Raw genomic sequence first — 26,389 nt, 5'->3', positions numbered from 1 at the left:
AGGGGCTTACGATGCGCTGGTCCACTGTCTCGTCATCACTCTCACGAACCTCGCAGTTGGTGGCGGCTTCGTTCAGCCGAACGCTGGAACGCGCCGCTCGTAGGTAGCACCCGGCTTGGTCAGGATCACCCAGACGATGCGAGCGATCTTGGCTGCCAAGGCAACCGTGACCTTGTTTTTGTGCATCCGACTCTCAAGTCCATCGAGCCATGGTCCCAGTCGGTCCCGGCTGCGGTCAAGATGCGTGACGCAGGATCGAGCGCCATGGACGATCATCCTTCGCAGATACTTGTTGCCGCGCTTGCTGATGCCGAGCAGCTTGGTCTTCCCGCCGGTCGAGTGTTCGCGCGGCACCAAGCCGAGCCAGGCAGCAAGATCACGAGCCTTGGCGAACTGGTGCCCGGAACCGGCTGCCGCCAATAAAGCGGTCGAGGCAAGCGGGCCGATGCCCGGCACTGTCATCAGGCGCCGTGCGGTATCGCTGCGTGCTGCGATGTCTTCGATCTCGTGGTTCATCGTCGCGATGCGCTGTTCGAGCTCCATCATCTCGCCGTGAACCTCTGTCAGGATGCGGCGCATCGAAGGAGTAAGCTCGTTGGTCTCATCTGCCAGCACGCGTGTTATCTCGGCCTTGAACTTGCCCGCCCCCTGATGGATCGCGATGCCATACTCGAGGCAGAAAGCGCGCATCTGGCTGATCAGCCTCGTTCGATGGGCGATCATCCGGTCTCGAACCCGGTGGAGCGCTTGCAGGTCGATCTGCTCAGGAGTCCGAATCTCGACGAAGCGCATGGTCGGCCTGGTCACGGCTTCTGCGATGGCCTCTGCATCGATGATATCGTTCTTGTTCGACTTCACGAAAGGCTTCACGAACTGTGCCGGCACGATACGGACCGTATGCCCCATCGCCTGCAGCTTGCGCGCCAGCCACTGCGAGCCCGGGCACGCTTCCATCCCGACCAGCACTGGGGAAGCGCGCTCGAAGAACTGCAGCAAGGTCTCTCGCCTGAACGTAGCCTTCTGGATCGGCGCGTGGGCAGCATCAAGGCCGACCACGTGAAAGATCGTCTTGCCAATGTCGACGCCGAACACGGCTGCATCTCTTGGTTGGTTGCGTATGCTCATCATTACCTCCTTCTCGGTCCGCAGAACATGCGTGGTAGGACAGGGTGGGTCATCTCATTAGTTCTGACGCCCGTCGCAAAGCGGGAAGCTGTCGCTCATCTCCAGGCGTGCCACGGGATGAGCGAACGGCGGGCGTGCCGTGTCATCGATGCCGATCGCAAGAGCGTGCGTTACCGTTCCACCCGGGACGACGATGCCGGTCTGCGTGAGAAGCTGCGCGAGCTGGCCAACCAGCGTCGCCGGTTCGGCTATCGCCGTCTGCACATCCTGCTGCGCCGGGAGGGAATCATGATCAACCGCAAGAAGACCCAGAGGATCTACAGGGAAGAAGGGCTGGCGGTCAGGCGACGACGAAGTCGCAGGCGTGCTGTTGGCACAAGGGCACCTGCTCCGGTTCTCGCCTTGCCGAACCAGCGCTGGAGCCTGGACTTTGTTCACGACCAGATGGCCTCGGGCAGACGGTTCCGGGTGCTCAACGTGCTCGATGACGTGACCCGGGAGTGCCTGGCAGCGGTGCCGGATACGTCGATCTCCGGGCGCCGTGTCGTGCGCGAGGTGACTGCGCTGATCGAACGGCGTGACAAGCCAGGCATGATCGTCAGCGACAATGGCACCGAGCTCACCAGCAATGCGGTGCTGGCATAGTGCGGCGAGGTCGGCGTGGAGTGGCATTACATCGCGCCCGGAAGGCCAATGCAGAACGGTTACGTCGAGAGGTAGGCCTTCGGCCAGCTGCGCTTCCAACGGTCGCATGCGCGACGAGCTTCTCAACGAGACGCTGTTCATGAGCCTGGCCCATGCCCGTGTCGAGATTGCGGCCTGGGTGGATGACTACAATCGGGAGCGACCGCACTCCTCCCTCGACTACGACACACCGGCGGCGTTCGCCGCTGAACTGGATAAGCAATGGCCTGCTTCGCTACGCCCTACGGGCTCCGCTACGCAGCCCATTGCTTCAACCGCGCTTATGCGCAAAACTGCTCTGCCACCTGAAAACTGGACCGTTTCGAGCTAGAGTTTTCCGCCGTATGTATCCTTGGCTGGGCGAGGAGTTACGGCATGAAGGCATCGAAGTTCACGGACGCGCAGAAGGCGTTCGTTATCAAGCAGGGTGAAGAAGGGACGCCGGTGGCGGAGGTGTGCCGTAAGGCAGGTATCAGCCAGGCGACTTACTTCAACTGGAAGAAGAAATACGCGGGGCTGATGCCGTCGGAGATGCGACGTCTGCGTGATCTGGAAGATGAGAACGGCCGACTGAAGCGGATCGTCGCTGACCTGACGCTGGACCGCGAGATGCTGCAGGATGTCATCAAACGGAGTCGCAGACGGCCAAGCGAAGCGCGGCCAACGCTCTAAGGCCGGATCGGAAGCGCGAGATTATCGACGCTGTTCGGCAGGACTGGCAGGTGACGATCCGTAGGGCATGTTCTGCCTTGCAGTTTGATCGGTCGACCTATCACTACCAGTCCCGCCGAACCGATCCGGCCTTTCTGAAGAAGCGCATCAAGGAGATCTGCGAGACCCATGTCCGCTATGGTTATCGGCGTGTGTATTACATCCTGCGTCGGGACGGTTGGCATGTGAACCTGAAGAAGGTCTACAGGCTTTACAGGGAGTTGGGCCTGCAGCTGCGCAACAAGACGCCCAAGCGGCGAGTGAAGGCGAAGCTGCGAGAGGATCGTGCGCCGGCGGTCCGACCGAACGATGTCTGGGCAATGGACTTCGTGCACGATGAGCTGGCGACTGGTCGCAAGCTGCGGATCCTGACGGTGGTGGATACGTTCTCCCGGCTATCGCCGGTGATCGATCCCCGGTTCAGCTATCGCGGTGAGGACGTGGTCGCCACGCTGGATCAGGCATGCAGGAAGATCGGCTATCCGAAGACGATCAGGGTGGACAATGGCAGTGAGTTTATCTCTCGGGACATGGATCTGTGGGCTTACCAACGCGGTGTGATCCTGGACTTCTCCCGCCCTGGCAAGCCCACGGACAATGCCTTTATCGAAGCGTTCAACAGCAAGCTGCGCAGCGAATGCCTGAACGCTCATTGGTTCCTGTCGCTGCAAGATGCTTGCGAAAAACTGGAGGCCTGGCGTAGACACTACAACGAAGAGCGACCGCACAGCGCGATCGGGAATATCCCCCCGATAATGCTGGCAAACTCAGCCGGTGCATCCAGCCCACCGGAAATGAGAAAGGCGGAAAACTCCAGACCTAAGTGGTCCGACGTTGGGTAGCAGTGCACTTCTCAACGAGACGCTGTTCATGAGCCTGGCCCATGCCCGTGTCGAGATTGCGGCCTGGGTGGATGACTACAATCGGGAGCGACCGCACTCCTCCCTCGACTACGACACACCGGCGGCGTTCGCCGCTGAACTGGATAAGCAATGGCCTGCTTCGCTACGCCCTACGGGCTCCGCTACGCAGCCCATTGCTTCAACCGCGCTTATGCGCAAAACAACCGCCCGGCTCTAATCCCAGCTGGGGGAAAGCTGGGGGTCACGTCATCTGAGCTTGCATCACCTTACTCAGTCCAACAAGTTTGCCTCCGTCTGGACCGAAGCCACGCGGAGGCACAGTCGGGCAATCGGAATGCGAGCCATGCAAAAGGAGATGTGCAATGGCGAAGGGCGATAAAGACAAATACACCGACAAGCAGAAGCGCAAAGCCGGACATATCGAGGAAGGATACAAGGAGCAGGGTGTCAGTTCGGATGAGGCCGAACGCCGTGCATGGGCGACCGTGAACAAGGAGTCTGGCGGCGGCAACAAATCGGGCTCGGGTCGCGGAAAAAAGGACATGCGCGAAAGTTCGCGCAAGGGCGGCAAGAAAAGCAGCAGTGACTGATGCCTCAATACGCGTAACAGGATGGAAGCTCGACCGCGACGATCGAGCGGCGCTGCTCAAACGCTTTCCGCCGGTCTGGCCCGACATCATTGCCGATCACGTTACTCTCGATCCTTCGGCGACCAAAGACGCCGCCCTTCCCGACGCTGACTTCGGAGAAGTCGTCGGCCATGTGAATGACAGGAACGGGCTTCAAGCACTGGTTGTCGCTATCGATGGAAGTACCGACCGTCCCGATGGAAGCATTTATCATATAACATGGTCCATTGATCGTGCACAGGGACGCGAACCGAAGGATAGCAACGACGTTCTGGCGGATCAGGGATGGGAAGAGATCAACTCCCCTGTTCAGATCAGGCTTATTCCGGCACGATGGCCGTGAACCAGCTCTTCCTCGATTGCGATGGCGTGCTTGCCGACTTCGATCGCGCAGCCGAGGCAATCCTCGGTATGCCACCTCGCCAGTTCGAAAAGCGTCACGGTCTGTCGGCGTTCTGGTCGCGCCTTGCGCGCCATCCGGAATTCTACGCCGCGCTTCCGCTACTGCCCGATGCTCGCAAGCTGTTCGATGCCGTGCGTCATCTCGATCCGGTCATTCTTACCGGTTGCCCGAGAGGCGGCTGGGCCGAGGCCCAGAAGGTGCGCTGGGCCGCCAACCATTTTCCGGGCACTCACATCATAACCTGCATGGCGCGGGACAAGCGGCGGCATGGGAAGCCCGGCGACGTGCTCGTCGACGATACTTTGTGGCACAGACATCTGTGGGAGGACATGGGTGGCACGTTCGTTCACCATGTAACAGCCGACCGATCGATCGAGAAGCTAAGCCAGATGGGCTTGCTGGACCAAGAAGATCCAGCCGATAGAGCAGCTATTGGAGAGACTGACGCATGACCGAATCGAGACAAGCCGAACGCGAGCGAATGGTCGAGCGACAGATCGCGGCGCGGGGCATAAAGGACGAAGCAATTTTATCGGCATTCCGCGAGGTGCCCCGGGAAAGCTTCGTGGATCCGGAGATGGAGGCTTATGCTTACGAGGATTCGGCCCTGCCGATCCCCTCGGGCCAGACGATAAGTCAGCCCTATATCGTCGCATGCATGATCGCTGCGGCGCAGGTTAAGGCCGAAGACACGGTTCTCGAGGTTGGAGCAGGCTCAGGATATGCTGCGGCTGTTCTTTCGCGTATCGCAAGCGAGGTCCATGCCATCGAGCGGCACGAAGTGCTAGCGCGACAAGCGATGAAACGCATGACAAAGCTCGGCTACGATAACTGCCACGTTATCGCAGGTGACGGGTTGAAGGGTCTCCCGGACCAGGCCCCGTTCGATGCCATTCTTGTGGCGGCGAGGACCGACGAGGTGCCGAACGCGCTTAAATCGCAGCTGAAGATTGGCGGTCGTCTGGTAATCCCGGTAGGCGAGGAAAAAATCCAGCAACTCCAGGCCATAGTTCGCACCGGCGAGGATAGCTGGACAGACCGCGACATAACGCCTGTTCGCTTCGTCCCCTTGCTGGACGGCGTAGTCGCCGAAGGCCTTGCGCAGAAGACATAATGATTTGATGCTTTAGATTGTGCTAAGCTTACATAGAAGAACCGGACCGAAAAACGGTCCGGTTCCATCGTTATCGATTGCTGTGCGCCAAGCGCAAGGCTGCGAGCCTAATAGCCGCCGTAATAGCCCCGCACATCGGCACCATAACCGCGCTCGTAGTCGATTTCATCGCCGGCCCTGTGACTTGGCGCTCTGTCGAGATCATCTTCGGTGATATCGACGACGTAACCGTTCATGCTTTCGTCGTAATCGAGCTGGTCCCAGGGAAGGGGGTAATGCCGCTGCCCCATTCCGAGGAACCCACCAAAGGACAGGACGGCGTATTCCACCCGGCCGCTGCGTTTGCCGACCATGAAATTCTCGATCGTGCCAAGCCGGTTGCCTCGCCGGTCGTAGACCGCCGTGCCTTCGACGCGATCCGAAGCGATCAATCGACTGGATGAATCATTGCGGCCCCAGTTGTCGCGTTCGGAGCGGTAGCCGCCACGTCCGGAACGGCCGCCTCGATCATCGTCTTGCCATGTGCGGCGGCTATTCCGCCTCGAAGTCGTATAGTCATTGCGATAATTTGCCACTGGATTGCTCCTCGTAATCATTGGCAAAGCGCAGCGCCATTTCGCGGCGCTACGCTTTATTATGGCTTAGGTATTGGTTGATTTACCCGAGCCGCTTTTGTTGTCGGCTTTTTCGGTCGCGGAAGACCCGGATGCGGATGTGTTTCGATTCTCGCCACTCGAGGTGCGACCGCGTCGCCATTCATCGAAATCCTGGCCCATCCGTTCCTGACGGTCGCGCCGATATTCCCCGTAATCGCGGTCGAACTCGCGCATGTGGCGCTCGCGTAGATCGTGATAATGGTCGTCGTTGTATTGGCCCGAACCGTAGCTTTCACGTCCTTGGCCATATCGGTTTTCGTCTTGAAAGCGCTGGCCACCGTAATTTCCGCGTTCATAGCGATCCGCATTCCCGTAACGGGTAGTGCCTAAATCGCCCTCGCGGTCGAAACGACTGCCATATCCGCGTCCACCGTAGCCACGTTGGCTGTAGCCGCGCTGATAGTCGTCTTGCCCGCGACCGTAATCGTCTTGGCCCCGGCCGTAGTCGTCTTCGCCGCGACCATATCCTGACTCGTAATTGCGATCCGACCGATAGTTTCGCTCGCCGTAATCCTGACGGCGCGCGCCATACTCATAGTCATCGTTTCGACCCTCGCCCCAGCGGTCTCGGCCGCCGGACTGGTCGTCATCGAAACCGCGACCACCACCGCGGTTTCTGTTCGTATAATCGTTTCGCTGTGCCATTGGCTTTCTCCTCTTCCGAAAGACTAATGGTTAGAACGCGATGCTGCGGGGACGTTTCCGTGCTGCATTCGCCATTGCGACCAGAGGTGCAGGAAATGCGATCTTCGGCAAATGCGTGTCTGCGTATAATGCGCACCGAGGCCAGTCGATTCGATTTTTAGCATCCTTCTCAAAACAGGATGCGTTGGTGTTGAAGCTGCATTAGTAAGCAGGCGAAGAATGTCTCGTCAGGACAAAATCGAAGAGCATATGGAATTCGTCGGAGCGGATGGTGTTCATCTGGGCACTGTCGACAGGTTCGAGGGTAACCGGATCAAGATGATCGGAGCCGATAGCGGCTCGCATGGCGATCAACACCATTACATATCTGTCGGGCTCGTAGCTTCGGTCGAGGTAGATAAGTTTCACGTGTCTGCGACAGGCGCTTCGGCGGCTTTGCTGGAAGAAGAGAAAGGCAGCGAGCCTAATTTCGGACAAGCGGTAAGTTCGATCCGATCAAACCAATTGCGTTCGCTTCCTTGTTCTCCGTGACTGCGAAGGCGGAACATTGGCGTGGCCCGTTCGTCGAACTGACAAACGGCAATTCAGCATTCGATGTGAAGAGGAGAACGGCGATGTCCGATCAACGACGCAAGGAAATAGCCGAGGCGGCCCGCGATTCCAAAAAGGAGGATCAGGATCTGCGCAGCAATCCCGGTATCGGACAGTCGAAGGGGGCCTATGCGATGGGTGGCGATCTCGACTTTGCGGAGGGCGAGAACACGGTCGAGGGCGATGTGGAAAACGACCCCGACAGCCAGGGCCGGGTCAAGGATACGCATCAGGGGCGGACGAACCGCTAGGTCGATCATGCCCCTGCGCGACGTCGAATATGTCCTGCAAAAGCTGAACTCGATGCGAGCGGAAAAAATCTGGCCGAACGGGCTGCGCTATTTATGGACGGATGCATTCGGTGTCATCCTTATGAAACTCCCATCGCCCTTCCGACTGGCGAAGTTACGCCGCTGGGAGAGTTTCGTGATCTGGTCCGAGAGGCGCCTGGCATGAAAATCGGTTATGCGACGGATCTTCGCGACAATGCCAGTAATCGGAATGCTCTCGCCGCGCTCTTCGCAGGGGCCGATATCGTGTTTATCGAAGCGTCCTTTGCCGCCATCGATGCGGACCGGGCTTTCGAGCGCACGCATCTGACCACACGCGCCGTTGGCGAGATCGCGCGGCAGTGTGGCGCCAAGAGGGTGGAGCCCTTCCACTTTTCACCAAGATATAAAGCAGAGGAACACGAGCTTCTCGCCGAAGTCGAAGCTGCTTTTTCCGCCGTCGTACCGGAAAATGTCGAAGCCAAGAAAGCCAAGTCCCGATAGCTTGATAATTTGCGCAAGCATTCGCAATGTTCATGGTGTGATCACGTCAGGATAGCTCGAATAACCGCGATTCCGGCACCGAAGAATGCCCACTAACTCTGGAAACGTCCCGCGTGTTCACATTTCACGGACTGCCGGACATCACGAACGCTTGTCGGCCAGCGGCGCGCCGTCTTTTTCTTCCTCGAGCAGCGCCGCCGACGCTCCCGATGCCGAAAGGCGCACCTGGTTGTTCTCGACGCCGCTCACAAGGCCACCCGGAATGAAGTGATGGTGATCGCCATGCGAGCCGCTGTCGGCCTTGGTCATCTTGATGCGATCGCCTTCCACGCGGTCGACCGTCCCGAGATGGACGCCGTCCGCTCCGATGATTTCCATATGTTCCCTGATCTGGCTGAGATCGGTCATGCGTTTTCTCCTGCTGGTATGAGATGCAACGCATCTGGCGTAGATTGGTTGCACGGACTTTGAGATCAAGGCCGTATCGGAGGCATTTCCTGTGCTTCTGGCTCGGCGGAGGCATGCGGCTGCCGTTATCCCTAGCCGGTGTTTGGCCTTGTTTTGAAGCAATTGCCTTCGAGGGGGATTATTTGCTTGAAACCCTTGTCTCGACAATCGATCCTCCGAACTCCTGATGGACGACACCTTCGATCTCGTCGACGTAGTGCTTCTCACGCTGCTCCCGGCGCTTGGCAGCATTCTTGGAGTTGCCCTCGCCGAATGGCGCAAGCCGTCCGCCTGGCTGACCGGCACGGCGCTGCATATGGCAGCCGGAATAGCCACCGGCGTCGCTGCGGTCGAGCTCGTTCCCCGCGCACAGGAGCGCGGTGAAACCTGGCTGCTCGCCCTGGCGATCATCGGTGGAGCTTTGCTTTCCGTGGTTCTGGTGAGCCTTTCGCGACGCCTGAGAAAGGGCAAGGGCGAGGGAAGCGAGGTCCTCTGGGGCGCCTACACCGCCATCATCATCGATTTGTTCAGCGATGGGTTGATGACAGGCGGAGGCGGGGCCGTCGCGGCTAATCTCGGCGTCCTGCTGGGCGCATCGCAGGTGTTCGGAAACCTGCCGGGAGGGTTCGCGATTACGGCGGGGTTTCGCGAGGCCGGAATTTCGCGGCGCAAGCGGTTGATCGCGGCCTGCTCCTATCCGCTCGCCCCGGTCGCAGGCGGCGTCGGCGGGTTTCTCATCCTCGACGGTGCGAGCGATGCCTTGACCGGTTTCGTGCTCGCGCTGTTCGCCGGCCTGCTGCTGACCGCGACGATCGAGGATCTGGTTCCGGAAGCGGACGCACCGGGAGCGTCGCGAAAGCTCTCAAGCCCTGCCTTCGCCGTCGGTTTCGTCCTGCTGCTATTGATGTCCTCCTACCTCGAAGCGTGAAAAAGGTGCCGGATTTCACAAGTCTGAGCCTGTTCGTTCTAGTACTGATTTTCGTCTCAGGTGCAGCCCTGGTTTGGTCTGCAGGCGTGTGGGATACTTCAATCGCAATCATTGATCGGCGAGTATTTCGCCGTCGACCTCGGTTTCGACCTTGCCGGGATAGAAGCAGAACCATCCCACGATCTTCGTGGCGTCACCGATGAGGTCCGCGAGACTCCACGCGGCATCCTCTATGCGCTCGCCGCCCGCCTCGGCATGCCAATGCTGCGCCGGGCCCTTGTAGGGGCAGTCGGTCACGGTTTCGCTCTTTTCCAGATGGTCGCTGCGCACATCGTCCGGCGAAAAATAGTAGCGGGGCGGGAGGCTCGTCTCGAACAGCATCGCCGGCCGCCTGGTCTCGGCGACGATCTTGCGGCCGACGCGCGCGACCACGTGGCGCGAGGCCATGGCCACGTCGACGCGGTGATAGGGATCGCGCGGATGCGCGTAGCCGCGCTCTTCCTCCTCGAACCAGTCTCCGACCTTCTCGAGATCGAAAGCCAGATAGTCCTTCATCGGCGGCGCGTGCGCGAGCGGTTCCTCGTAGGACCAGGCGACATTATCGACGGCGCTACCGGCCATGGAATAATAGCTCGCATCGCCCTTGTGCGGGCACTGCGTCGTCTTCCCGGACGTTTTCAGCAGGTCCATCTTCACATCCTCGCGCGGGAAGTAGAGCTGCATGAGGTGTCCGGTCTCATGCAGCAGCTTCACGCCGCGGCTGTCGGCGACGGTGCGGCCGCCGATCTCGAAGCGGAAGCGCTTGGGGCTGTCCTCCCAGTAGATGACTGTGCCGTCCGGCCGCTCGAAATTGAACGTGCCGGCGGCCTGTTTGCCGAAGGGCCCGGTGCCGAGAGTGAGGGCCATGTGTCTGCTCCTGTCCTTTCGCGCGTCAGATCCTGCCCGGATCGATGCCCTTGTCTTCCAGTTCGGCCATTGCATCCCCGCTCTTGTTCAGATCGAACCCCATCGCCTCCTGCACCCCCTTGTCCTTCAGGAACTGGAGGTCGCGATATTCGACGACCTGGATGCGGTTGCCCGATGGATCGACAAAATCGAGGAACGGGCCTTCGAGGATTATCGCGCCGGAAGCCTCGGCGAGGTCGCGAACGCGCGAGCGATCGTCGACCACGAGGCCGAAATGCCGCGTCGTGTCCGCGCCCTGCTCGCGCCCCTCCATCAGCGCGAGGAACTGGTCGCCCATGTCGACGAAAGCACGGTCTTCGCCGCGACCGCGAAACTCGAAAGCGAAGATCCTGCCGAGAAAATCGAGCGCCTCGTCGATGTCGCGCACTTCTAGCGCGACATGATTGATGCCGACCAGGCTGGGCAGATCCGTATCGTTCATCGCCTCATTCTCCTGCTTCCGTAATTAGCACGAAGCGGGGCGCGGGAAGTTCCGGAAAATTATCCCGCCGTTGAAAATCGTGGCGCAACCGGATGCGCTGGATCGATCATCATGTTGAGGGGGAGAACAGGTTATACGACGCCGGAATTGTCTGGACGGAGGATGGCAATTCTCAATAGTCGTCGTCAACGGCGAATATTGTCGGATCGGATTTGCAGCGGGTGGTAGCGACACCGTAGCCAAACACGCGGCCTGCGAACGAGCGGCATTTCTTCGCAGTCTCGTGCTTACCCGTGGCTTCCAGTCGTTTGAGAGGAGCCAGGACTTCGAACGGCTCCATCTCGTGGATGGGTCGGTTCCCGATGGCAGGCGCAAGCTTGTCGAGGAAATAATTGGCCTTGACGATCGTGCCATCGGCGCGGCCATTCTGGACCATCATCTGCTCAATATACTCACGTGCGACTGCCTCGAACGTCTGTGCGGAAAGGAACTCGGCGCGGATTTTCCGCTTCCGCTTCTCAAAGGCCGGGTCGCCGCCAGAAGCAACAGCTCGTCGTGCCTCGTAGGCCACGTCTCGCGCTTGCTTGAGGCTGATCTCGGGATAGCTGCCGATGCATAGCTTCTTTTGCGCTCCGCCGATCCGGTATCGGAATCGCCAAAGCTAGCTACCGGTCGGCGTGACCTCAACATATAGGCCGCGCTCATCGGTTACCTTGTACGGCTTATCCTTGGGCTTGAGAGCGCGGAGGCGAGTATCTGTCAGCGGCATGTGGGGGCCTTTTCATCTGGGCCTTTGCGAAACGGCCTCAAAAGGCCCACAAAAGTGTCTGGAACCCCCGAGAACAGGCGGGACGATCCGGAACGATCCAAGGGCCAAATCCCTAGGATTTCTGCGGGTTTTATAGATCATTTGGGAGAACGTGAGAAGAACAAATGGTGCCCAGAAGAGGCATCACATTCGAACTAATTTCCTACGTCTTATCAGATAGCTATGAATTCGGTCGTCTCCAAAAAGCCCTCAAAAGGCCCTCAAAAGCGGTCTAATGCATTGGTTCGATGCCTTTTTGAGGACTCAGAATATGCGATTATTTAGCATTGGCATCGTCGATGCAAGTCCGCAAAAACGGCTAGCGATCCATCTCCGCAAAGCCATCCGATCACGTTTTCATCCCGCAAATTCACATTTCCCTGAATTGCTGGATAAAACTGGCCGGAGCATCTATTCGCGCGTCTTAACCTCGTCGCGCACCTCGGGGCTGATAGGCCGCTCGATCGCCTTTTCGGCTTCCTGCAGCAGTTTCGGTGTCAGATCGGTCGTCCGCGCGGGTAGAGGCGTGCCGTCGCCCATCTCGCCGTTCTGCTCGATATCCTCGATCAGCAGCTTCATTTCGGCGATTTCCTTGACCTGCGCCTCGATGATGGAATCGGCAAGCTCACGTACACGCGGGTCGGTGATCTCGGCGCGGCTGCTCGTGAGGACGGCGATGGAGTGGTGCGGGATCATCGCCGACATGTATTCCTCGTCGTTGACGGTCGCCTGGCTGCGAACCAGCCAGAGAGCCACCGCGAACACCAGCGCGCCGACGCCCAGTATGATGAGGTTCTTCGTCTTGTCCTTGTACATGCCCGACATGAAGGTGGAGGTCGCCACCATCGCCATGAAGCGCCAGTAGTTGCCTCCACCACCGTGCTGGTGATCCGTGTTGTAGTCGTCGGCCATTCAATCCTCCTTTGGGCTCATTTTCTTGTACCCGTACCCGGCTGTGCAGCTGATCATGATGAAGACCATCAGCGACGCGATGATCGTGCTCACCCCGAGGTGATCGGTTGGATATAGGTCACTCAGGCCCACCGTCCTCACGGTAAGCAGGGCGAAGTAATAGTAATCCCTGGGCGACATGGCCGGTTCCTTGGCGAAGCCGCCAAGACCGAGCGAGGCGGCCCATGCAAAACCGGCCGCGAAAACAACGGCTAACATCATGTGGCTGATAGGAACGAGCAATGATCCGCCCGTTACTCTTGGACCGGTCGGCAAGAGCCCCGGCGGTAAAATCCTCTTCGCGCATCGCAGCATGGCCAAGTGCAAGGTTAGTCGCCCCAAAAAAGAGAGCTATTTCGAAAAGAGCGAACAAGCCTATTCTCCATAAGGGAAAGTGTCAGGTACGCCGCTATGCGTTTCGTGCGGGTCGAGTGGCTGTAGCGCGGAGGTTTCGTCGAACCAGACATAAGCATCGAACTGGCGCGGCAGGACCACCTCGCTGTAGTGGCTCCACCGCTCCGTTTCCGGGCGGTAGATCACGCCGATAAACCGCTCCAGGCACGGTTCAAGCAGTCGCCGGGTCACCATTCCATCCTTCCGCAGATCGAGCAAGAACCGGTCCACGCGGCTGTCATGGCAAAGCCTCTCGTAGCTGTCGTGGCGCGACGGATTTACCCGCTTGATTTCGCGCTCGCCGTCCCAGTCGGTCGCCGCGCTGACCGTGCCGGTATGCGTGCCGAAGCCGACCAGCGCGACGTTCTCCTCGCCCCAGCGCTCGCGAGCCAGCTGGCCGATGTTGTGTTCGCCGCGAACCGCGCCCATGTCGGTCGCGCGCGCATCGCCGATATGGCTGTTATGCGCCCAGACGATCGCCTTGCTTCCCGCGCCGCCCTGTTCGAGCAGATGTTCTAGCGTATCGGTCATGTGGCTGTCGCGCAGGTTCCAGCTCTCCGCGCCGCCGTAATACATTACGCGATAGTAGCGCTCGGCCGAGGCAACGAGTCGCGCGTTCATCGCAGCGGAAAAGCTCTCGCCATCGCTGTCCAGCGCCCGGTCGAGAAGCTCGCGGCATTGTTCGACGACCGCATCCTCGCACTCGGCATAGCCCTTGCGCAGCGCGGCCCGCCCGTAAGTCGCGGGATCGGACTGCCAGGGCGAGAGACACCCGTATCGCGCTCGGGCCATTTGCGCAGCCTCGGGATCGGTCTCGTCCAGGTATGCGAGAACGGCCTCGATCGACCCGGACATGTTATAGATGTCCAGCCCGTAGAAGCCGACCCGGGAATCGGCATCGCGTTCGGCGTTGATGCCGCGCAGCGTTGCGAGAAACCTCGGCATGACCGTGTTGCGCCACATCCAGGTCGGAAACCGCTGGAATGGCGCAGTGCCGCCGTCCTTCGCCGGCGTTCCCTGTATGTGTTGGTTGTAGATGGCCGCATCGGGCCAGTCGCCCTCGACCGCGACAATGGTGTATCCGTGGCGCTCGACCAGGCGGCGGGTGATCGCCGCGCGGGCGGCGTAGAACTCGTGGGTACCGTGACTGCACTCGCCCAGCATGACCACGCGCCGATCGGCAAAGCGATCGAAGGCGACGGCGAATTCAGGATCGTCGATCTCCGGCAACGACTGACAGGCCGCGGCGATCGCCTCTGCGAGGGAGTTCGGATGGCGCCCGCGGTGATTGCTGGCCGCGCGCGAACCATCCTCGGGCTCGATCCCGTTCAGCAAAGGCACGAACCGCACGGGCATGATGTCGTGGGCTTCCCAGCTCGCCTCTCCGGTCCGCTCGATGACGCGCAGTTGCTGCACGTCGTCTGCGCCTACCGGGATTACAAGCCTGCCCCCTACCTTAAGCTGGCGCTTCAGCGCGTCGGGTATGTCCTCGCGTCGCGCCGCAACGAGGATCGCGTCGTAGGGGGCGAAGTCCGCCAGGCCGTTGGTCCCGTCGCCCGTGACGAGGCGGCAGTTATCGTAGCCAAGCTTCGCAATCCGGTCCGCGGCCTCCCGCGCGAGCACGTCGTGGCGCTCGATGGCGTAGACCTTGCTCCCGATCCGCGAGAGCACCGCTGCGGCGTACCCGGATCCGGCCCCCACTTCGAGGACCCTGTCGCCGGAGCCCACGCCCGCCGCGTCGATCATGCAGGCGACGATGTAAGGCTGACTGATCGTCTGTCCGGCCGCGATCGGGAGCGCAGTGTCCTCGTAAGCGAACTCAGCCATCCCCTCATCGACGAACGCCTCGCGCGGAACTTCGCGAAACGCCGCGAGGATTTCTTCGTCGTCGATGCCCCGGGCAGCGATCTGCCGCTCGACCATGCGATGTCGATCATCCGATCGTGCCTTGCTCATCCCGGTCACTCCTTTGTTCGCGCTTGGCCCCCGCTTGCCCAAGGTCTCCTAGAAGTACGCGCGAGCACCGCTTCCTCTCCCGCAAGAGCGGGGAAACTATGGGCGTATTGCCGAACCCTTGCGTCGCACCGCGACCCGTGACACGTCCGCTTGCCGTCGATATTCTGCCGGAAGTGCATGCATATGGCCGATGTCCCCGACCCCCGGAAGGGAATGCCCTCACCCAAACTCGACGAGGGCGAATTTCGCAGCCGCTACCTCGAGCAGTTCGTCGACCCGGCGTTCGACGACATGCGTGGCGAACTTGATCGGATCGCAGGAATTGCTTGGGAAGCGTACTCCGACGAGCGCAAGGCACCGGTGACCCGCAAGGGTGGAACAGAGTATGCCGATCCCGCTTACGACCTCTCGGTCGACTGGATCGCTGCCCGCGAGGAGGTCAACCGCGCGCAGGAGCAACATGACCACATCGAAGGGCGGCCGCGCATCCTCATCGTCAACGCCTCGCCGCGGAGCGAGCATACCTGTCCCGGAGAGATGTCGAAGTCCTGGCGGCTGCTCGAACTCGCGCAGGAAGCATGCTCCGAGGAAGGCACGAAGGTCGATGTGCTCGACCTTGCCCGGCTCGCCTCCGAGTACGGCCGCAAAATTCATCCCTGCAAGGCCTGTTTTTCGACGGCCGCGGCGCTCTGTCACTGGCCGTGCAGCTGTTATCCCAATCACGGCCTGGGCCAGACGCAGGACTGGATGAGCGAAATCTACCCGATGTGGGTGCACGCGGACGGGGTGATGCTGATCACGGCCGTCCACTGGTATTCGCCGACCAGCCCCCTCAAGCTGATGATGGACCGGCTGGTCTGCGCCGATGGCGGCAATCCGGATCCGACAAGCACACAGGGCAAGGATGCGAAGAAGGCCAAGAAACTCGAACTCGACGACTGGTCCTATCCCCGCCACCTCGATGGGCGACTGTTCTCCGTGGTAGTGCACGGCGATACCGAAGGTGCCGAGAACGTGCGCCGCGCCCTCGCCGACTGGCTGAGCTCGATCAAGCTGGAGCCGGCGGGTCCGACCGCGCACATCGATCGCTACATAGGGTACTGGGAACCCTATGCCACCAGCCATCGCGAGCTGGACGCGGACGAGGCCGTCCAGGAAGAAGTACGAAACGCCGCGCGCACGCTGGCGCGAGCGGTCGTTGCCAAGCGCGAAGGAAAGATCGTCAATCCTGGGGTCGATCTCGAGCCACCGCGCAAGAAATAGCTTTCGCACGAGGCCGATTTTTCGCTTCGACAGGAAACTGCGCCATGCATCGCGCATTTTTCTACCGAAGGAGATTTCACCATGGCGAAACGCGAACTGATCGATACCGGGACCGACAAACGATACGCGCGACGTGACAAGGACGGCAAGTTCAAGGAGTCGGACGATGTCGGCAAATCGCTCGCCGTCGATCGGCGGACGAAGGCGAAAACGACGGTAAAGTCGGGCCAGGGCGATCGCGGCGACCAGAAGAAGCGCTGACCACGTTTGGAACCAAGGGGTGCGGATCGCCACTTATAACGTCAACGGTGCAAATGCCCGCCTGCCGGTGCTAACGCGATGGCTCGACACGTCGCGACCCGACATCGTCTGCTTGCAGGAGCTGAAGACGCCCGACGATCGGTTTCCTGCCGCTCCCCTGGGCGAATTGGGCTACGAGGCGGTCTGGCACGGTCAGAAGAGCTGGAACGGCGTCGCGATCCTGAGCAGGGCGGGCACGATCCACGAGACCCGGCGGGGCCTTCCCGGGGATCCCGACGACAGCCACAGCCGCTACATCGAGGCGGCGGTGGGCGGGGTGCTGATCGCCTGCCTCTACCTGCCCAATGGCAATCCGCGCCCCGGCCCCAAGTTCGACTACAAGCTGCGCTGGTTCGCCCGGTTGCAGGACCATCTCGCGACGTTGGCCGCGCTCGATGCACCGGTGGTGATCGCAGGCGATTACAACGTGATGCCGACAGAAAGAGACGTCTACAAGCCCGAACGCTGGCTCGACGATGCGCTCTTCGCGCCCGAGGTCCGGGATGCCTATTCCAGATTGCTCGATCAGGGTTGGACCGACGCAATCCGGCATCTGCACCCCGACAAGACGATCTACACCTTCTGGAAATATTGGCGCGGGGCGTTCGAACGCAATGCCGGGCTGCGGATCGATCATATCCTGCTCAATCGCGTGGCGGCGAAGCGGCTGAAGGCCGCCGGGGTGGACCGGGAACCGCGGGGCTGGGAAAAAACCAGCGACCACGCTCCGGTGTGGATCGAACTAGCCGGTGCGTGAGGTTGTGACGGAACGGAAGCTGCTGGGGCGTATTTTAGGGTTTTGGATCGAACATCGAATGCGAGTTTCATGCGCGTTGCCATCGTAGAAGACGAAATACTGGTCGCCGCTCACCTTGAAGCTATGTTGGAAGACCTCGGGTACGAACCGGTCGGCATCGCGGTCGATGCCAACCAGGCCAAAGGCTTGATTGAGAAGCAACCCGACATCGCGCTGGTAGATCTCAATCTGCGCGACGGCCCGACCGGACAGGATATAGGTCATTCGTTCGGCAGTGTCGGTACGGCGGTGATATTTCTCACCGGCAACCCACACGACATAGTTCCCCCTATACCCGGCGCGGTCGGCAAAATGGCCAAGCCATGTGACGACAGCTGCGTTGAGCGCGTACTGGGCTACGTTAAAGCGCTTCGGTCGGGCGAGGCTGGCGGCGGACCGCCCTCAGCGCTTATGCCGTTATAGTACGCACCAAGCTTCCTTCGGGCAGTGTGACCTCGACGATCAGACCATCATGCTTCCAGTGATGGGCGATTGAACCGAAAAGCTGCTGCTCCACGCTCATTTTAACCAGTTGACTTCCAAAGCCGGTGCTTTCGGGTTGAGCTTCCACCGGCGGCCCACCGACCTCCCGCCACTCGATCTTAAGATGCTCGTTCGCGAACGACAACCGCAGTTCGACAAATCCATCCGGATGCGAGAGCGCGCCGTATTTCGACGCATTCGTGGCGAGTTCGTGGATCAGTAGTGCCAGCGGCGTCGCACCGCGGTCGTCCACGGCCACATCGTCCCCGGTTGCCCGGATGCGTGTGCCTTCCGGGTTCTGATAGGGTTCGAGCAGGCTCTCGAGCAGACCGTGCAAGGTGATGTCGCCGACACCGGGCCGCGAACGATCGCTGTGCGGGCGCGCGAAATCGTGCGCGCGGCCGAGCGACACGATCCGCTGGCTCAATTGTCTCGCAAAGGCCCTCGCCGAGGGCTCGTTGCGCGCCGACAGGCCGATCAGGCCCGCTATGATCGCGAAGATGTTTTTGATCCGATGCGCGAGCTCGCGGCTGAGCACCTCGTTGTGCTCGGAGACCTGCTTCGCTTCGTGAATGTCGGTACATGTGCCGATCCAGCGCCGGATCGATCCGTCGTTGTCGTAAACCGGTGACGCTCGGCCGAGCACCCAGCGATAGGCACCGTGGCGATCACGTAACCGATACTCGATCTCGTATGGGTCGCCGGTCGCCAGACTGTGGCGCCAAGCAGTCCAGGCTCGCTCCTGATCATCAGGGTGGAACAACCCTTTCCACGCTTCCCCGTCGGTCGAGCCCTGGGGCACGCCGGTAAATTCGTACCACTTGTCGTTGTAAAAATCGTGGTAACCATCAGGGCGGGTCGACCAAACCATCTGCGGCATCGCATTGGTCAGCACCTTGTATTCTGCACGGCTTTCGTCGCGCTGTGTTTCGGCGCGCATCTGAGCACCGATTTCGGTGTTGACCCCGAACCAGCGAACGACTTTGCCCGATGGATCGGTAACCGGCGAAATGCGTGTGAGGAACGGTCGAAAAACGCCATCGGCACCGCGAAGGGGAAAGACCATCTCGAACGGTTCGGCCTCATTGATAGACCGCTGCCATCGTACCTTTACATCATTCAATACCGCGGGATCGTGGACCTTTTCCCAGCCCCAACCCTCCATTTCCTGCGGTGTGGTGCCGGTGTAGTCGTACCAGCGCTGGTTGTACCATACGATGTAGCCATCCCCGCGCGCCATCCAGCAGAGAGTGGGCAGGCTAGCGGCGAAGCAACGGAAATCCTCGTCGCTGGGCTCGCCGGGAAGCGGTGGCAAGAAATCCGGCGATTCAATCCGACCCTGCCAAATTCCCTTAAAGAAATTGGTATCACTCATCGGGATCGGATATTACGTCGCGACAAAATTGCCTAGAGATTCCTGACCGGTAGCAGGTCAGATCGAAACGGGGTGGGCGCAGCCTCTGGGACGCGATCTTTTTCGATCCACGCGACGGCTCATCAGGAACGGAATGGGGACGATGACCAGCGAATGCTTCATGCTTGCAGCAAACGGGTGGGTGCCGAACAATTCGCAACTGCCGGTGATTGTGTATCGCGCGGTGGAACGCGGAGACTGCGACGAGATTGCCCGGGCCTTCGAGAGGCGTTTCGGGCGCCATGGCTGGCCACCCGACTGGCGTGATACGGTCTACGATTATCATCACTACCATTCGACAGCGCACGAAGCCCTGGGTGTGGCCGCGGGTCACGCGGTGCTGGAACTGGGCGGGCCTAGAGGGCGGAGGATGGACGTCTCGGCGGGTAATGCACTCGTCCTTCCTGCAGGGACGGGCCATCGGCGGATCCACTCGACCGAAGATTTCCTGGTCGTGGGCGCATATCCCGCAGGCCAAGAATGGGATATCTGTTGCACCGCGCCGTAGCCCGAAGCACACGAACGCATCCGAACGCTGCCCTATCCCGGGCGCGACCCCGTCATGGGCTGAACCTGGCGCGGACCCATCAATCCTTGTCGAGCCTTGCCGGAACGAGATCAATCCGGAAAGGAAGGTCGAGCTTGTCCCAATCACGGTTTGCTAGGACCGCGTTGCTGTCCTTGGCTTCGCGTCCGCGCTCCCGGTCGAGCGACCACGTAATGTGATAGGTACTGCCGTCAGGTCGCCGCGGGGTGCCGTCGATCGCGACGACCAGCGCCTGTAGCCCCTCGCCATCGTTCACGTGACCGACCACCTCGCCGGCCCGCGTTTCTGATAGCGCCCTCTCCGCCGAAGCGTCCGCATCCAGAGTCACATGATCGGCAATAATGTCGGGCCACACCGGCGGGAAGCGCGCAAGAAGTCGTTCACGCTCGTCGCGCGGGAGACGCCAGCCAATTGTCGCCATCGCCTGGTCTAGGCGTTGTCGTTCTTGCGGCGGGTTTCCCAACCCTTCTTCGCGGCTTGCGAGCGCTTCTCGGAACTCTGCCCCGACCCGCTGTTTTTTCCGCCTTTGCGCGAGCTTTCGTGCGTGTCCTTCTTCCCTCGGCCGGAGCCGGACTTGTTGCCCCCGCCGCTTTCCTTGTTGACCGTGGCCCAGGCACGCTTTTCCGCTTCCTTTTTCGACACGCCCCGCTTCTCGTAGCCCTCCTCGATATGCTCGGCCTTGCGCTTCTGCTTATCGGTATACTTGTCCTTGTCACCCTTCGCCATCGTCGCTCTCCTTTTTCAGATCATGGGCTTGCCGCCGGTGACCGCTATCGTCGCACCCGAGATGTAGCTCGCCTCGTCGCTGGCGAGCATTACGTAGGGCGGGGCAAGTTCTGCGGGTTGGGCGGCACGGCCGAGCGGATAGTCCTTGCCGAACTTTTTCACGTCCTCGGACGGCATCGTCGCGGGGATAAGCGGCGTCCACACGGGGCCGGGCGCCACACAGTTCACACGGATCTTCTTGTCCGCCAACAACTGCGCCAGCCCGGCGGTGAAGTTCTGGATTGCGCCTTTGGTGGTCGCATAGGGAAGCAGGGTCGGATTGGGTTTGTCCGAATTGATCGAGGCCGTGTTGATGATCGAGGCCCCTTCGCGCATGTGGGGGAGCGCCGCCTTGGCAAGGTAGAACATCGCATGGATGTTGGTCGCGAAGGTCTTGTCCCACTCGACGTCGGGAATGTCCTCCAGCTTCTCGAAGGACATTTGGTGCGCCGCGTTGTTGACGAGAATATCGATACGTCCGAACGCCTCGACTGCGTGCTCGACCACCTTGCGGCAATGCGACGCATTGCTGATATCCCCCGCAACGAGCTCGCAGCGGCGGCCCGCCTTCTCCACTAATGCGGCCGTGACGCGCGCATCGTCGTCCTCGCACAAATATGAGATCAGCATGTCGGCCCCTTCGCGAGCGAAAGCGATCGCGACCGCGCGACCGATGCCGCTATCGCCCCCCGTGATGACGGCCACCTTGCCGGCAAGGCGATCGCTACCCTGGTAACTGTCCTCGCCGTGATCGGGCATCGGATCCATGTCGCGCGTCGTGCCCGGCACATCCTGCTGCTGATCGGGGTATGGCGGCTCGGGGCGGTTCTCGTCGGGATCGGTCATCACGTCATGCGTCCTCGGTTTCGCGGTGTTTCGGTTTGGCAAGGCGGCGATGCATCTGCGCGACCAGGTCGTCGGGCAGGATATCGGCGAACATGGTCTGCACCTTGTTCATGAACCCGCTGACGACCTGCGTGTCCCCCTCGAGCAGCGCGTCGTATCCGTCCTTTGCGACCTTGGCGGGGTCGGCCTTGCTATCGGACTGGCCTGCCTTGGTATCTTCCATGCCGGCGCGCTTGAAAAATTGCGTGTCGGTGACGCCCGGCAACAGGCAGGTGACGACGACGTCGGTTTCCATGAGCTCGTTGTGCAGGCCCACGCAGAAATCGTCGATGAAGGCCTTGGTCGAATTGTAGACCAGCTGGAACGCCCCGGGTAGGTGACCGGCGATCGAGCCGGTTACGAGGATACGGCCAGCATTGCGCGCACGCATCCGCTGTCCGACCTTGTGGATCAGCGAAACGGCGCCCTTGATGTTGGTGTCGATCACGTGGGCGATGTCGTTCCAGTCTTGGTCCAGGAACGCCCCGCCCTGGCCGTGTCCGGCGTTCGCCAAGAGCACGTCGACGGGGCGATCGCCTATCCTCGCCATCACGCTGTCGATCCCGTCACGGGTCGCAAGATCGGCTTCTAGCGTTTCGACATTCTTCGCACCGCATTCGCGCACCGCGTCGGTCGCTGCAGCAAGATCGCGGTCGGCGACGAGGAGCAGCGAGCACCCGTCCTTCGCCGCAAGCTTGGCGAGTTCGAGCCCGATACCGCTCGAAGCACCGGTGACGATCGCGAAGCCCGACAGTCTGTCGATTTCGTTCTTGCTCATGCCGTGGTCTCCATTCCGGGTTTGAGGACCACCTTGGTCCAGCTGTCTTGTTCTTCCTTGAAGCAATGATATCCGCGCGGCGCGTCTTCGAGCGGCAGGCGGTGGCTGATAAGGAAGGTCGTATCGAGAGTACCGTCCTCGATCTTCGCCAGAAGGTCCTTCGTATATTTCTGGACATGTGTCTGGCCGCCGCGGATCTGCAGGCCCTTTTCCATCATCGCGCCCAGCGGCCACTTGTCGGTCATCCCGCCGTAGACGCCCGGTATCGAGACCTTGCCGCCGAACCGCACCGCTAGAATCGCCTGCTTCAAAGCGCTCGCGCGATCGGCACCGATGCCGACCTTCTGCTTTGCCACATCGAGCATGTTGTCGATCGCGAAACCGTGCGATTCCATGCCGACGGCATCGATCACCGCGTCGACGCCGATCCCGCCCGACATCTCCAGCAGCGCCTCGCGAACGTCGGTTTCGCGGAAATTGACGATATCCGCGCCCAGCTTGCGCGCCAGTTCGAGTCGGTGCGGATAGTGATCGATCCCGATCACCCGCGCGGCGCCCATCACGATTGCGGACTGGATCGCGAACAGACCGACCGGGCCGCAGCCCCACACCGCGACCGTATCGTCAGGCTGGATGTCGGCGTTCTCCGCTGCCATCCAGCCGGTCGGCAAGATGTCGGACAGGAACAGGACCTTCTCGTCCTCGAGGTGATCGGGAACGACGATTGGCCCGACATCGGAGAAAGGCACGCGCACATACTCGGCCTGACCGCCCGAATAGCCGCCGGTCAGGTGCGAATAGCCGAACAATCCGCTCATCGGCTGGCCGTAGAGCGTGGCCGACATGTCCTGCTTCTCGACGGGATTGGAATTGTCGCAGGCCGAGTACTGCTGGCTCTTGCAGTGAAAGCAACCGCCACAGGCGATGGTAAACGGCACCACCACCCGCTGCCCTTTCTTGAGGGTCGAATCCCTGCCCGTGTCGACCACCTCGCCCATGAATTCGTGGCCGAGCACATCGCCCGGCTTCACCCCGGGGATGACGCCGTCGTAAAGGTGCAAGTCGCTGCCGCAAATCGCGGTGCTGGTGATCTTCACGATCGCATCGCGCGGGTTGATGATCTCGGGATCGTCGACCGTCTCGACGCGAACGTCACGGGTGCCGTGCCAGGTCAGCGCGCGCATCATCCATTCTCCTGTTGGGCAGCCCGCGTCTGGTCGGCGGTGCGCGCCGATGTCGCGATCTCGCCGGTTTCCATCAGCATCTTGAACCGCTTCAGGTCGTGCCGCGCCTGGATCGCCGGCTCGCGCTGGAACAGCTTGGCGACCCGCTTGCCAACTTCGCCCGCCGGAGGCTTGTAGGCGATGATCAGCTTGACCCGCGTACCCCGCTCGCCGGGCGCGTCCTCGAACGTCACCCGCCCTTCCGTATCGATATCCGATCCTTCGACCGACCGCCAGGCGATGAGTTCGCCCGGCTCTTCCCGCGCAATCTTGGTCTCGACCTCCACGGACCGGCCGGCGGGGGCCTTGATGACCCACACCGAATCCCCGTCATCGCCTTGCTGGCGGACCTCCTCCAGGTTTTCCATGAAGCGCGGGAGGTTGGCGAAGTCGCGCCAGAACTCGTAGAGTTTCTGCCGCGGCTCGCGAATGGTGACCGATCGTCCGGTCACATCGTAATCCCCGAACGAGCGCGGCTGCGTATACCCGGGCGCGTCATCGCCGTGCCAAGCCCGCCGCCGCGCGAGGAAACTTGCCACCAGCCCTGCCGAAAGAGTCACCCCTGCGGCTGCCAGCAGTCCGCCGAACCGGTTTCTAGTTTCGCGTTCCATTCGTAATTCATCCTGCATCCGAGCGCCCACATGAAACCAGACGCTCGGCGGATCGCGTTCGTTCCAATCGAGCATTCCCGTCGTGGACGAAGTCAAGGAAGCTAAAGCATTCTGAAAAGTCGCGAATTCACATTTGTGACCCCGCCTCACGGTCCGAGGCGTTAAGTCGCTATGGCGTTGGTTGACTGGGCACGCGATAGTGATGACATACAAAGCACCGAGGTGGCGATCAGCACCACCAAGGTTTGGTCAATGCGAAGAAATCCAGGCATGGTTAAGTAACTGGGCTGTCCGCGCGGATGTTCCGATCTGGTCAAATTCGAGAAGCTGTTGAGCGTACGATCTGATATTTAAACCAAGGACGCGCAACCGACGCACACAAGCGGCATCCCGATTTCAGGCGGCGCTACTAAACCGGATTACCTCGTGGTGGACGTTGTGGACGGCGGCCGTGTCCCTCCAAGCACCTGGGTCCTGTCCTGCGGGGAAGCGCGGCGTGCTGCACCGCGTGGGGCGACACGCCAAACGGTGTTCGACACATCATCCGCGACATATAATACGCCACGCGCCTCATCGTATGTCACGCCTACCGGGCGCCCCCTCGCATGCCCGTCTTTCAAAAAACCTGTGAGCAGGTCGATCGGCCGCCCATCCGGGCGTCCACCACGGAAGGGCACGAAGACGACCTTGTAGCCCGACGGATCGGCGCGGTTCCAACTTCCGTGCATCCCGACGAAAGCACCTTCGCCGAACCGGCCACCCAAGCCACCGTCGGTTGTGAAATCGACACCAAGTGCGGCAACATGTGAGCCCAGCGCATAGTCAGGCACTACGGCCTTTTTGACCAGGTCGGGCCTCGCTGGCTTGATCCTCGGATCGACGTTTTGACCGTAGTAACTGTAAGGCCAGCCATAAAAGGCACCGTCGCGCACGGAAGTCAGGTAATCAGGCACGAGTTGCGGTCCAAGTTCGTCACGCTCGTTGACGACCGCCCACAGCTGCTCGTTCCACGGGTCGAAAGCGAGCGCTGTGGGATTGCGAATGCCGGAGGCAAAAATCCGGTTGGCGCCCGTTTCGCGGTCTATTTCCCATATGACCGCACGGTCCTCTTCCACATCCATGCCGCGTTCGCCGACATTACTGTTCGAGCCAATCCCTACATATAACTTCGAGCCATCGGGGCTGGCGGTCATCGCCTTCGTCCAATGGTGATTGATCTTGGCAGGGAGCTTTGAAACTTCGGTACCAGATCCCGCGATACTGGTCGCTCCCTCGGAATATTCAAAGCTTACCAGATTTCCCTGATTGGCTACGTAGAGCGTGCCATCAACGAAAGCTAAGCCGTAGGGCGCATCGAGGCCCTCGATAAAAGTAGTCTGGAGATCGGTCTGCCCATCTCCGTCCTCATCGCGCAGCAGCGTTATCCGGTCTCCGCCTTCGACCGGGCTTTTGCCGCGCTTCTTTATCCAGCCTGCGATAACATCCTTGGGCCTTAACTTTGGCGCCTTGCCGCCAGAACCCTCGGCGACCAGAATGTCACCATTGGGCAGCACGAGCGTCTGCCGTGGAATCTTCAGATCCTGTGCAATGGCGGAAACAGTGTACCCCTCGGGTACGATGGGTAGTTCGTCCCCCCATCCTTCCAGCGTCGGAATTTCCATCGCCGGCACGAGAGCATCGTTCTGTACGGGAAGCTCGGGACGCTCGCCAGTCTGATCGAGATCTGGGTCGCTGCTGACCTGGCACGCGGCAAGCGCGAAAGTAAGCGGCAAGGCGAGATAGGCTAGGCGGTTCATGCACGTTTCTCCACCGTCTGGGTGCCGTAGGCGATAAACGCTGCGATCAAGGCCAGGATCGAGCACATTATTGAAAGCACGAGGCCCAAAGTGCCAACGGAATGCCAGCCATCACGAGCATGCTGGAAAGCATTCAGCACACCGAGACCGAACATTGCGGCGATGACAATCAGATAGAGCGTACCGCGACCTTTCGCGTAGCGAGCTCGTCCGAAGAAGAGGCCGAGCAGTGCCGAGGCGAGGACCAGGCCAGCGAACAGGTCTGCCCCGGCAATGAGCCAGGACGAGAAGTTGGTCCACTGGGTCTCCGCCGTATTCAGATAGGTTATATCGGTAAGTAGAGCGGCAGGATAAAGCGCCACGGGAAAGGCAAGCAGTATCGCGTGCAAGGGATTTGCAAAAGAACGGGAATTAGTGACTGTGCGATGCATGCGGGCAATCTCCTCTTCAGGCTTTGCCACTCT

The 26,389-nt window shown here is 60.6% G+C and carries 30 protein-coding genes and 5 pseudogenes; 16 read left to right on the top strand and 19 right to left on the bottom strand.

Annotation, left to right across the window (positions count from 1 at the left end):
* Positions 1 to 72 precede the first annotated feature (72 nt).
* On the bottom strand, positions 73 to 1,056 hold the full coding sequence (locus QQW98_RS06740) for an IS110 family RNA-guided transposase (protein WP_290136756.1): 984 nt from the start codon (positions 1,054 to 1,056) through the stop codon (positions 73 to 75).
* On the opposite strand from QQW98_RS06740, the pseudogene QQW98_RS06735 reads away from it, so the two are divergent.
* From QQW98_RS06735 to QQW98_RS06705, 7 genes and pseudogenes are all read left to right on the top strand, one after another.
* Positions 988 to 2,140, top strand: a pseudogene (locus tag QQW98_RS06735) (IS3 family transposase). The gene QQW98_RS06740 and the pseudogene QQW98_RS06735 sit on opposite strands and share 69 nt — an antisense overlap.
* Positions 2,141 to 2,184: 44 nt before the next feature.
* A pseudogene (locus QQW98_RS06730) lies at positions 2,185 to 3,362 on the top strand (IS3 family transposase).
* A 7-nt stretch (positions 3,363 to 3,369) separates the two neighbouring features.
* Positions 3,370 to 3,600: pseudogene (locus tag QQW98_RS06725) on the top strand (integrase core domain-containing protein); the annotation flags it as partial.
* Positions 3,601 to 3,745: 145 nt separating this feature from the next.
* Positions 3,746 to 3,967: pseudogene (locus QQW98_RS06720) on the top strand (plasmid stabilization protein); the annotation flags it as partial.
* Positions 3,966 to 4,355 (top strand): hypothetical protein, encoded by a 390-nt coding sequence (locus QQW98_RS06715; protein ID WP_290136754.1) that lies wholly within the window; start codon positions 3,966 to 3,968, stop codon positions 4,353 to 4,355. The pseudogene QQW98_RS06720 and the gene QQW98_RS06715, both read left to right, overlap by 2 nt.
* Positions 4,352 to 4,867, top strand: coding sequence for a 5' nucleotidase, NT5C type (locus QQW98_RS06710; RefSeq protein WP_290136753.1), 516 nt, complete (start codon positions 4,352 to 4,354; stop codon positions 4,865 to 4,867). The genes QQW98_RS06715 and QQW98_RS06710 overlap by 4 nt, the downstream gene beginning before the upstream one ends.
* The gene (locus QQW98_RS06705) at positions 4,864 to 5,529 is read left to right on the top strand and encodes a protein-L-isoaspartate(D-aspartate) O-methyltransferase (RefSeq protein ID WP_290136752.1); all 666 of its coding nucleotides are present in this window, start codon (positions 4,864 to 4,866) and stop codon (positions 5,527 to 5,529) included. The genes QQW98_RS06710 and QQW98_RS06705 overlap by 4 nt, the downstream gene beginning before the upstream one ends.
* A 107-nt stretch (positions 5,530 to 5,636) precedes the next feature.
* On the opposite strand, the gene QQW98_RS06700 is transcribed toward QQW98_RS06705, so the two are convergent.
* Positions 5,637 to 5,960, bottom strand: a complete 324-nt coding sequence (locus tag QQW98_RS06700; protein WP_290136751.1) for a PRC-barrel domain-containing protein — start codon at positions 5,958 to 5,960, stop codon at positions 5,637 to 5,639.
* A gap of 210 nt (positions 5,961 to 6,170) precedes the next feature.
* Positions 6,171 to 6,830: a hypothetical protein gene (locus QQW98_RS06695; protein ID WP_290136750.1), complete on the bottom strand. Its 660-nt coding sequence runs from the start codon at positions 6,828 to 6,830 to the stop codon at positions 6,171 to 6,173.
* A gap of 219 nt (positions 6,831 to 7,049) precedes the next feature.
* Between QQW98_RS06695 and QQW98_RS06690 the strand changes: the two genes are divergently transcribed.
* The 3 genes from QQW98_RS06690 to QQW98_RS06680 all read left to right on the top strand — a co-directional run bounded on the left by QQW98_RS06690 (position 7,050) and on the right by QQW98_RS06680 (position 8,194).
* Positions 7,050 to 7,361: a DUF2171 domain-containing protein gene (locus QQW98_RS06690; protein WP_290136749.1), complete on the top strand. Its 312-nt coding sequence runs from the start codon at positions 7,050 to 7,052 to the stop codon at positions 7,359 to 7,361.
* Between the two features lie 83 nt (positions 7,362 to 7,444).
* Positions 7,445 to 7,672: a hypothetical protein gene (locus QQW98_RS06685; protein ID WP_290137089.1), complete on the top strand. Its 228-nt coding sequence runs from the start codon at positions 7,445 to 7,447 to the stop codon at positions 7,670 to 7,672.
* 201 nt (positions 7,673 to 7,873) lie between these two features.
* Complete coding sequence (locus QQW98_RS06680) at positions 7,874 to 8,194, top strand: MBL fold metallo-hydrolase (protein ID WP_290136746.1); 321 nt, start codon at positions 7,874 to 7,876, stop codon at positions 8,192 to 8,194.
* A gap of 141 nt (positions 8,195 to 8,335) precedes the next feature.
* On the opposite strand, the gene QQW98_RS06675 is transcribed toward QQW98_RS06680, so the two are convergent.
* The gene (locus tag QQW98_RS06675) at positions 8,336 to 8,602 is read right to left on the bottom strand and encodes a DUF2171 domain-containing protein (protein ID WP_290136745.1); all 267 of its coding nucleotides are present in this window, start codon (positions 8,600 to 8,602) and stop codon (positions 8,336 to 8,338) included.
* 226 nt (positions 8,603 to 8,828) lie between these two features.
* On the opposite strand from QQW98_RS06675, the gene QQW98_RS06670 reads away from it, so the two are divergent.
* Positions 8,829 to 9,569: a ZIP family metal transporter gene (locus QQW98_RS06670; RefSeq protein WP_290136744.1), complete on the top strand. Its 741-nt coding sequence runs from the start codon at positions 8,829 to 8,831 to the stop codon at positions 9,567 to 9,569.
* A 108-nt stretch (positions 9,570 to 9,677) separates the two neighbouring features.
* Here the strand turns inward: QQW98_RS06670 and QQW98_RS06665 are convergent, their stop codons facing one another.
* From QQW98_RS06665 to QQW98_RS06640, 6 genes and pseudogenes are all read right to left on the bottom strand, one after another.
* Positions 9,678 to 10,475 (bottom strand): DUF427 domain-containing protein, encoded by a 798-nt coding sequence (locus QQW98_RS06665; RefSeq protein ID WP_290136743.1) that lies wholly within the window; start codon positions 10,473 to 10,475, stop codon positions 9,678 to 9,680.
* Positions 10,476 to 10,500: 25 nt separating this feature from the next.
* Positions 10,501 to 10,956: a VOC family protein gene (locus QQW98_RS06660; RefSeq protein ID WP_290136742.1), complete on the bottom strand. Its 456-nt coding sequence runs from the start codon at positions 10,954 to 10,956 to the stop codon at positions 10,501 to 10,503.
* 172 nt (positions 10,957 to 11,128) lie between these two features.
* Positions 11,129 to 11,605 (bottom strand): annotated as a pseudogene (locus QQW98_RS06655) (tyrosine-type recombinase/integrase); the annotation flags it as partial.
* A gap of 570 nt (positions 11,606 to 12,175) precedes the next feature.
* Complete coding sequence (locus tag QQW98_RS06650) at positions 12,176 to 12,676, bottom strand: DUF305 domain-containing protein (RefSeq protein ID WP_290136741.1); 501 nt, start codon at positions 12,674 to 12,676, stop codon at positions 12,176 to 12,178.
* Entirely contained in the window at positions 12,677 to 12,937 is a 261-nt protein-coding gene (locus QQW98_RS06645; RefSeq protein ID WP_290136740.1) for an ion channel, read from the bottom strand.
* A 153-nt stretch (positions 12,938 to 13,090) separates the two neighbouring features.
* Entirely contained in the window at positions 13,091 to 15,064 is a 1,974-nt protein-coding gene (locus QQW98_RS06640) for a protein-L-isoaspartate(D-aspartate) O-methyltransferase (protein ID WP_290136739.1), read from the bottom strand.
* A gap of 183 nt (positions 15,065 to 15,247) precedes the next feature.
* Here QQW98_RS06640 and QQW98_RS06635 point away from each other — a divergent pair, with 183 nt between their 5' ends.
* The 4 genes from QQW98_RS06635 to QQW98_RS06620 all read left to right on the top strand — a co-directional run bounded on the left by QQW98_RS06635 (position 15,248) and on the right by QQW98_RS06620 (position 17,846).
* On the top strand, positions 15,248 to 16,327 hold the full coding sequence (locus QQW98_RS06635; protein WP_290136738.1) for a flavodoxin family protein: 1,080 nt from the start codon (positions 15,248 to 15,250) through the stop codon (positions 16,325 to 16,327).
* 81 nt (positions 16,328 to 16,408) lie between these two features.
* Positions 16,409 to 16,588, top strand: coding sequence for a hypothetical protein (locus tag QQW98_RS06630; protein WP_290136737.1), 180 nt, complete (start codon positions 16,409 to 16,411; stop codon positions 16,586 to 16,588).
* A 19-nt stretch (positions 16,589 to 16,607) separates the two neighbouring features.
* Positions 16,608 to 17,384, top strand: coding sequence for an exodeoxyribonuclease III (xth, locus tag QQW98_RS06625; RefSeq protein ID WP_290136736.1), 777 nt, complete (start codon positions 16,608 to 16,610; stop codon positions 17,382 to 17,384).
* 69 nt (positions 17,385 to 17,453) lie between these two features.
* Positions 17,454 to 17,846, top strand: coding sequence for a response regulator (locus tag QQW98_RS06620; protein WP_290136735.1), 393 nt, complete (start codon positions 17,454 to 17,456; stop codon positions 17,844 to 17,846).
* On the opposite strand, the gene QQW98_RS06615 is transcribed toward QQW98_RS06620, so the two are convergent.
* Complete coding sequence (locus tag QQW98_RS06615; RefSeq protein WP_290136734.1) at positions 17,833 to 19,281, bottom strand: sensor histidine kinase; 1,449 nt, start codon at positions 19,279 to 19,281, stop codon at positions 17,833 to 17,835. The genes QQW98_RS06620 and QQW98_RS06615 overlap by 14 nt on opposite strands.
* Before the next feature lie 133 nt (positions 19,282 to 19,414).
* Between QQW98_RS06615 and QQW98_RS06610 the strand changes: the two genes are divergently transcribed.
* Positions 19,415 to 19,828 (top strand): cupin, encoded by a 414-nt coding sequence (locus QQW98_RS06610; protein ID WP_290137088.1) that lies wholly within the window; start codon positions 19,415 to 19,417, stop codon positions 19,826 to 19,828.
* A 79-nt stretch (positions 19,829 to 19,907) separates the two neighbouring features.
* Here the strand turns inward: QQW98_RS06610 and QQW98_RS06605 are convergent, their stop codons facing one another.
* From QQW98_RS06605 to QQW98_RS06570, 8 genes are all read right to left on the bottom strand, one after another.
* Positions 19,908 to 20,288 carry a hypothetical protein gene (locus QQW98_RS06605; protein WP_290136732.1) on the bottom strand — a complete coding sequence of 127 codons (381 nt, stop codon included), beginning with the start codon at positions 20,286 to 20,288 and terminating at the stop codon, positions 19,908 to 19,910.
* 8 nt (positions 20,289 to 20,296) lie between these two features.
* Positions 20,297 to 20,593: a plasmid stabilization protein gene (locus QQW98_RS06600; RefSeq protein ID WP_290136731.1), complete on the bottom strand. Its 297-nt coding sequence runs from the start codon at positions 20,591 to 20,593 to the stop codon at positions 20,297 to 20,299.
* Between the two features lie 15 nt (positions 20,594 to 20,608).
* On the bottom strand, positions 20,609 to 21,478 hold the full coding sequence (locus QQW98_RS06595) for a glucose 1-dehydrogenase (protein ID WP_290136884.1): 870 nt from the start codon (positions 21,476 to 21,478) through the stop codon (positions 20,609 to 20,611).
* 4 nt (positions 21,479 to 21,482) lie between these two features.
* A complete protein-coding gene (locus QQW98_RS06590; RefSeq protein WP_290136730.1) occupies positions 21,483 to 22,295 on the bottom strand; it encodes an SDR family NAD(P)-dependent oxidoreductase in 813 nt (270 codons plus the stop codon).
* Positions 22,292 to 23,479 carry a zinc-dependent alcohol dehydrogenase gene (locus tag QQW98_RS06585; RefSeq protein ID WP_290136729.1) on the bottom strand — a complete coding sequence of 396 codons (1,188 nt, stop codon included), beginning with the start codon at positions 23,477 to 23,479 and terminating at the stop codon, positions 22,292 to 22,294. The genes QQW98_RS06590 and QQW98_RS06585 overlap by 4 nt, the downstream gene beginning before the upstream one ends.
* A complete protein-coding gene (locus tag QQW98_RS06580) occupies positions 23,479 to 24,129 on the bottom strand; it encodes an SRPBCC family protein (RefSeq protein ID WP_290136728.1) in 651 nt (216 codons plus the stop codon). Before QQW98_RS06580 ends, QQW98_RS06585 begins: the two co-directional genes overlap by 1 nt.
* Positions 24,130 to 24,548: 419 nt before the next feature.
* A complete protein-coding gene (locus QQW98_RS06575; protein ID WP_290136727.1) occupies positions 24,549 to 25,925 on the bottom strand; it encodes a PQQ-dependent sugar dehydrogenase in 1,377 nt (458 codons plus the stop codon).
* On the bottom strand, positions 25,922 to 26,356 hold the full coding sequence (locus QQW98_RS06570) for a DUF2231 domain-containing protein (RefSeq protein WP_290136726.1): 435 nt from the start codon (positions 26,354 to 26,356) through the stop codon (positions 25,922 to 25,924). The genes QQW98_RS06575 and QQW98_RS06570 overlap by 4 nt, the downstream gene beginning before the upstream one ends.
* Positions 26,357 to 26,389: the final 33 nt, after the last annotated feature.

Source organism: Alteriqipengyuania flavescens, assembly GCF_030406725.1.
In the GTDB taxonomy this organism is placed as follows: Bacteria; Pseudomonadota; Alphaproteobacteria; order Sphingomonadales; family Sphingomonadaceae; genus Alteriqipengyuania_B; species Alteriqipengyuania_B flavescens.
The sequence above is the reverse complement of the archived record's forward strand: the minus strand, read 5'-3'. Positions and strand labels throughout refer to the sequence as shown.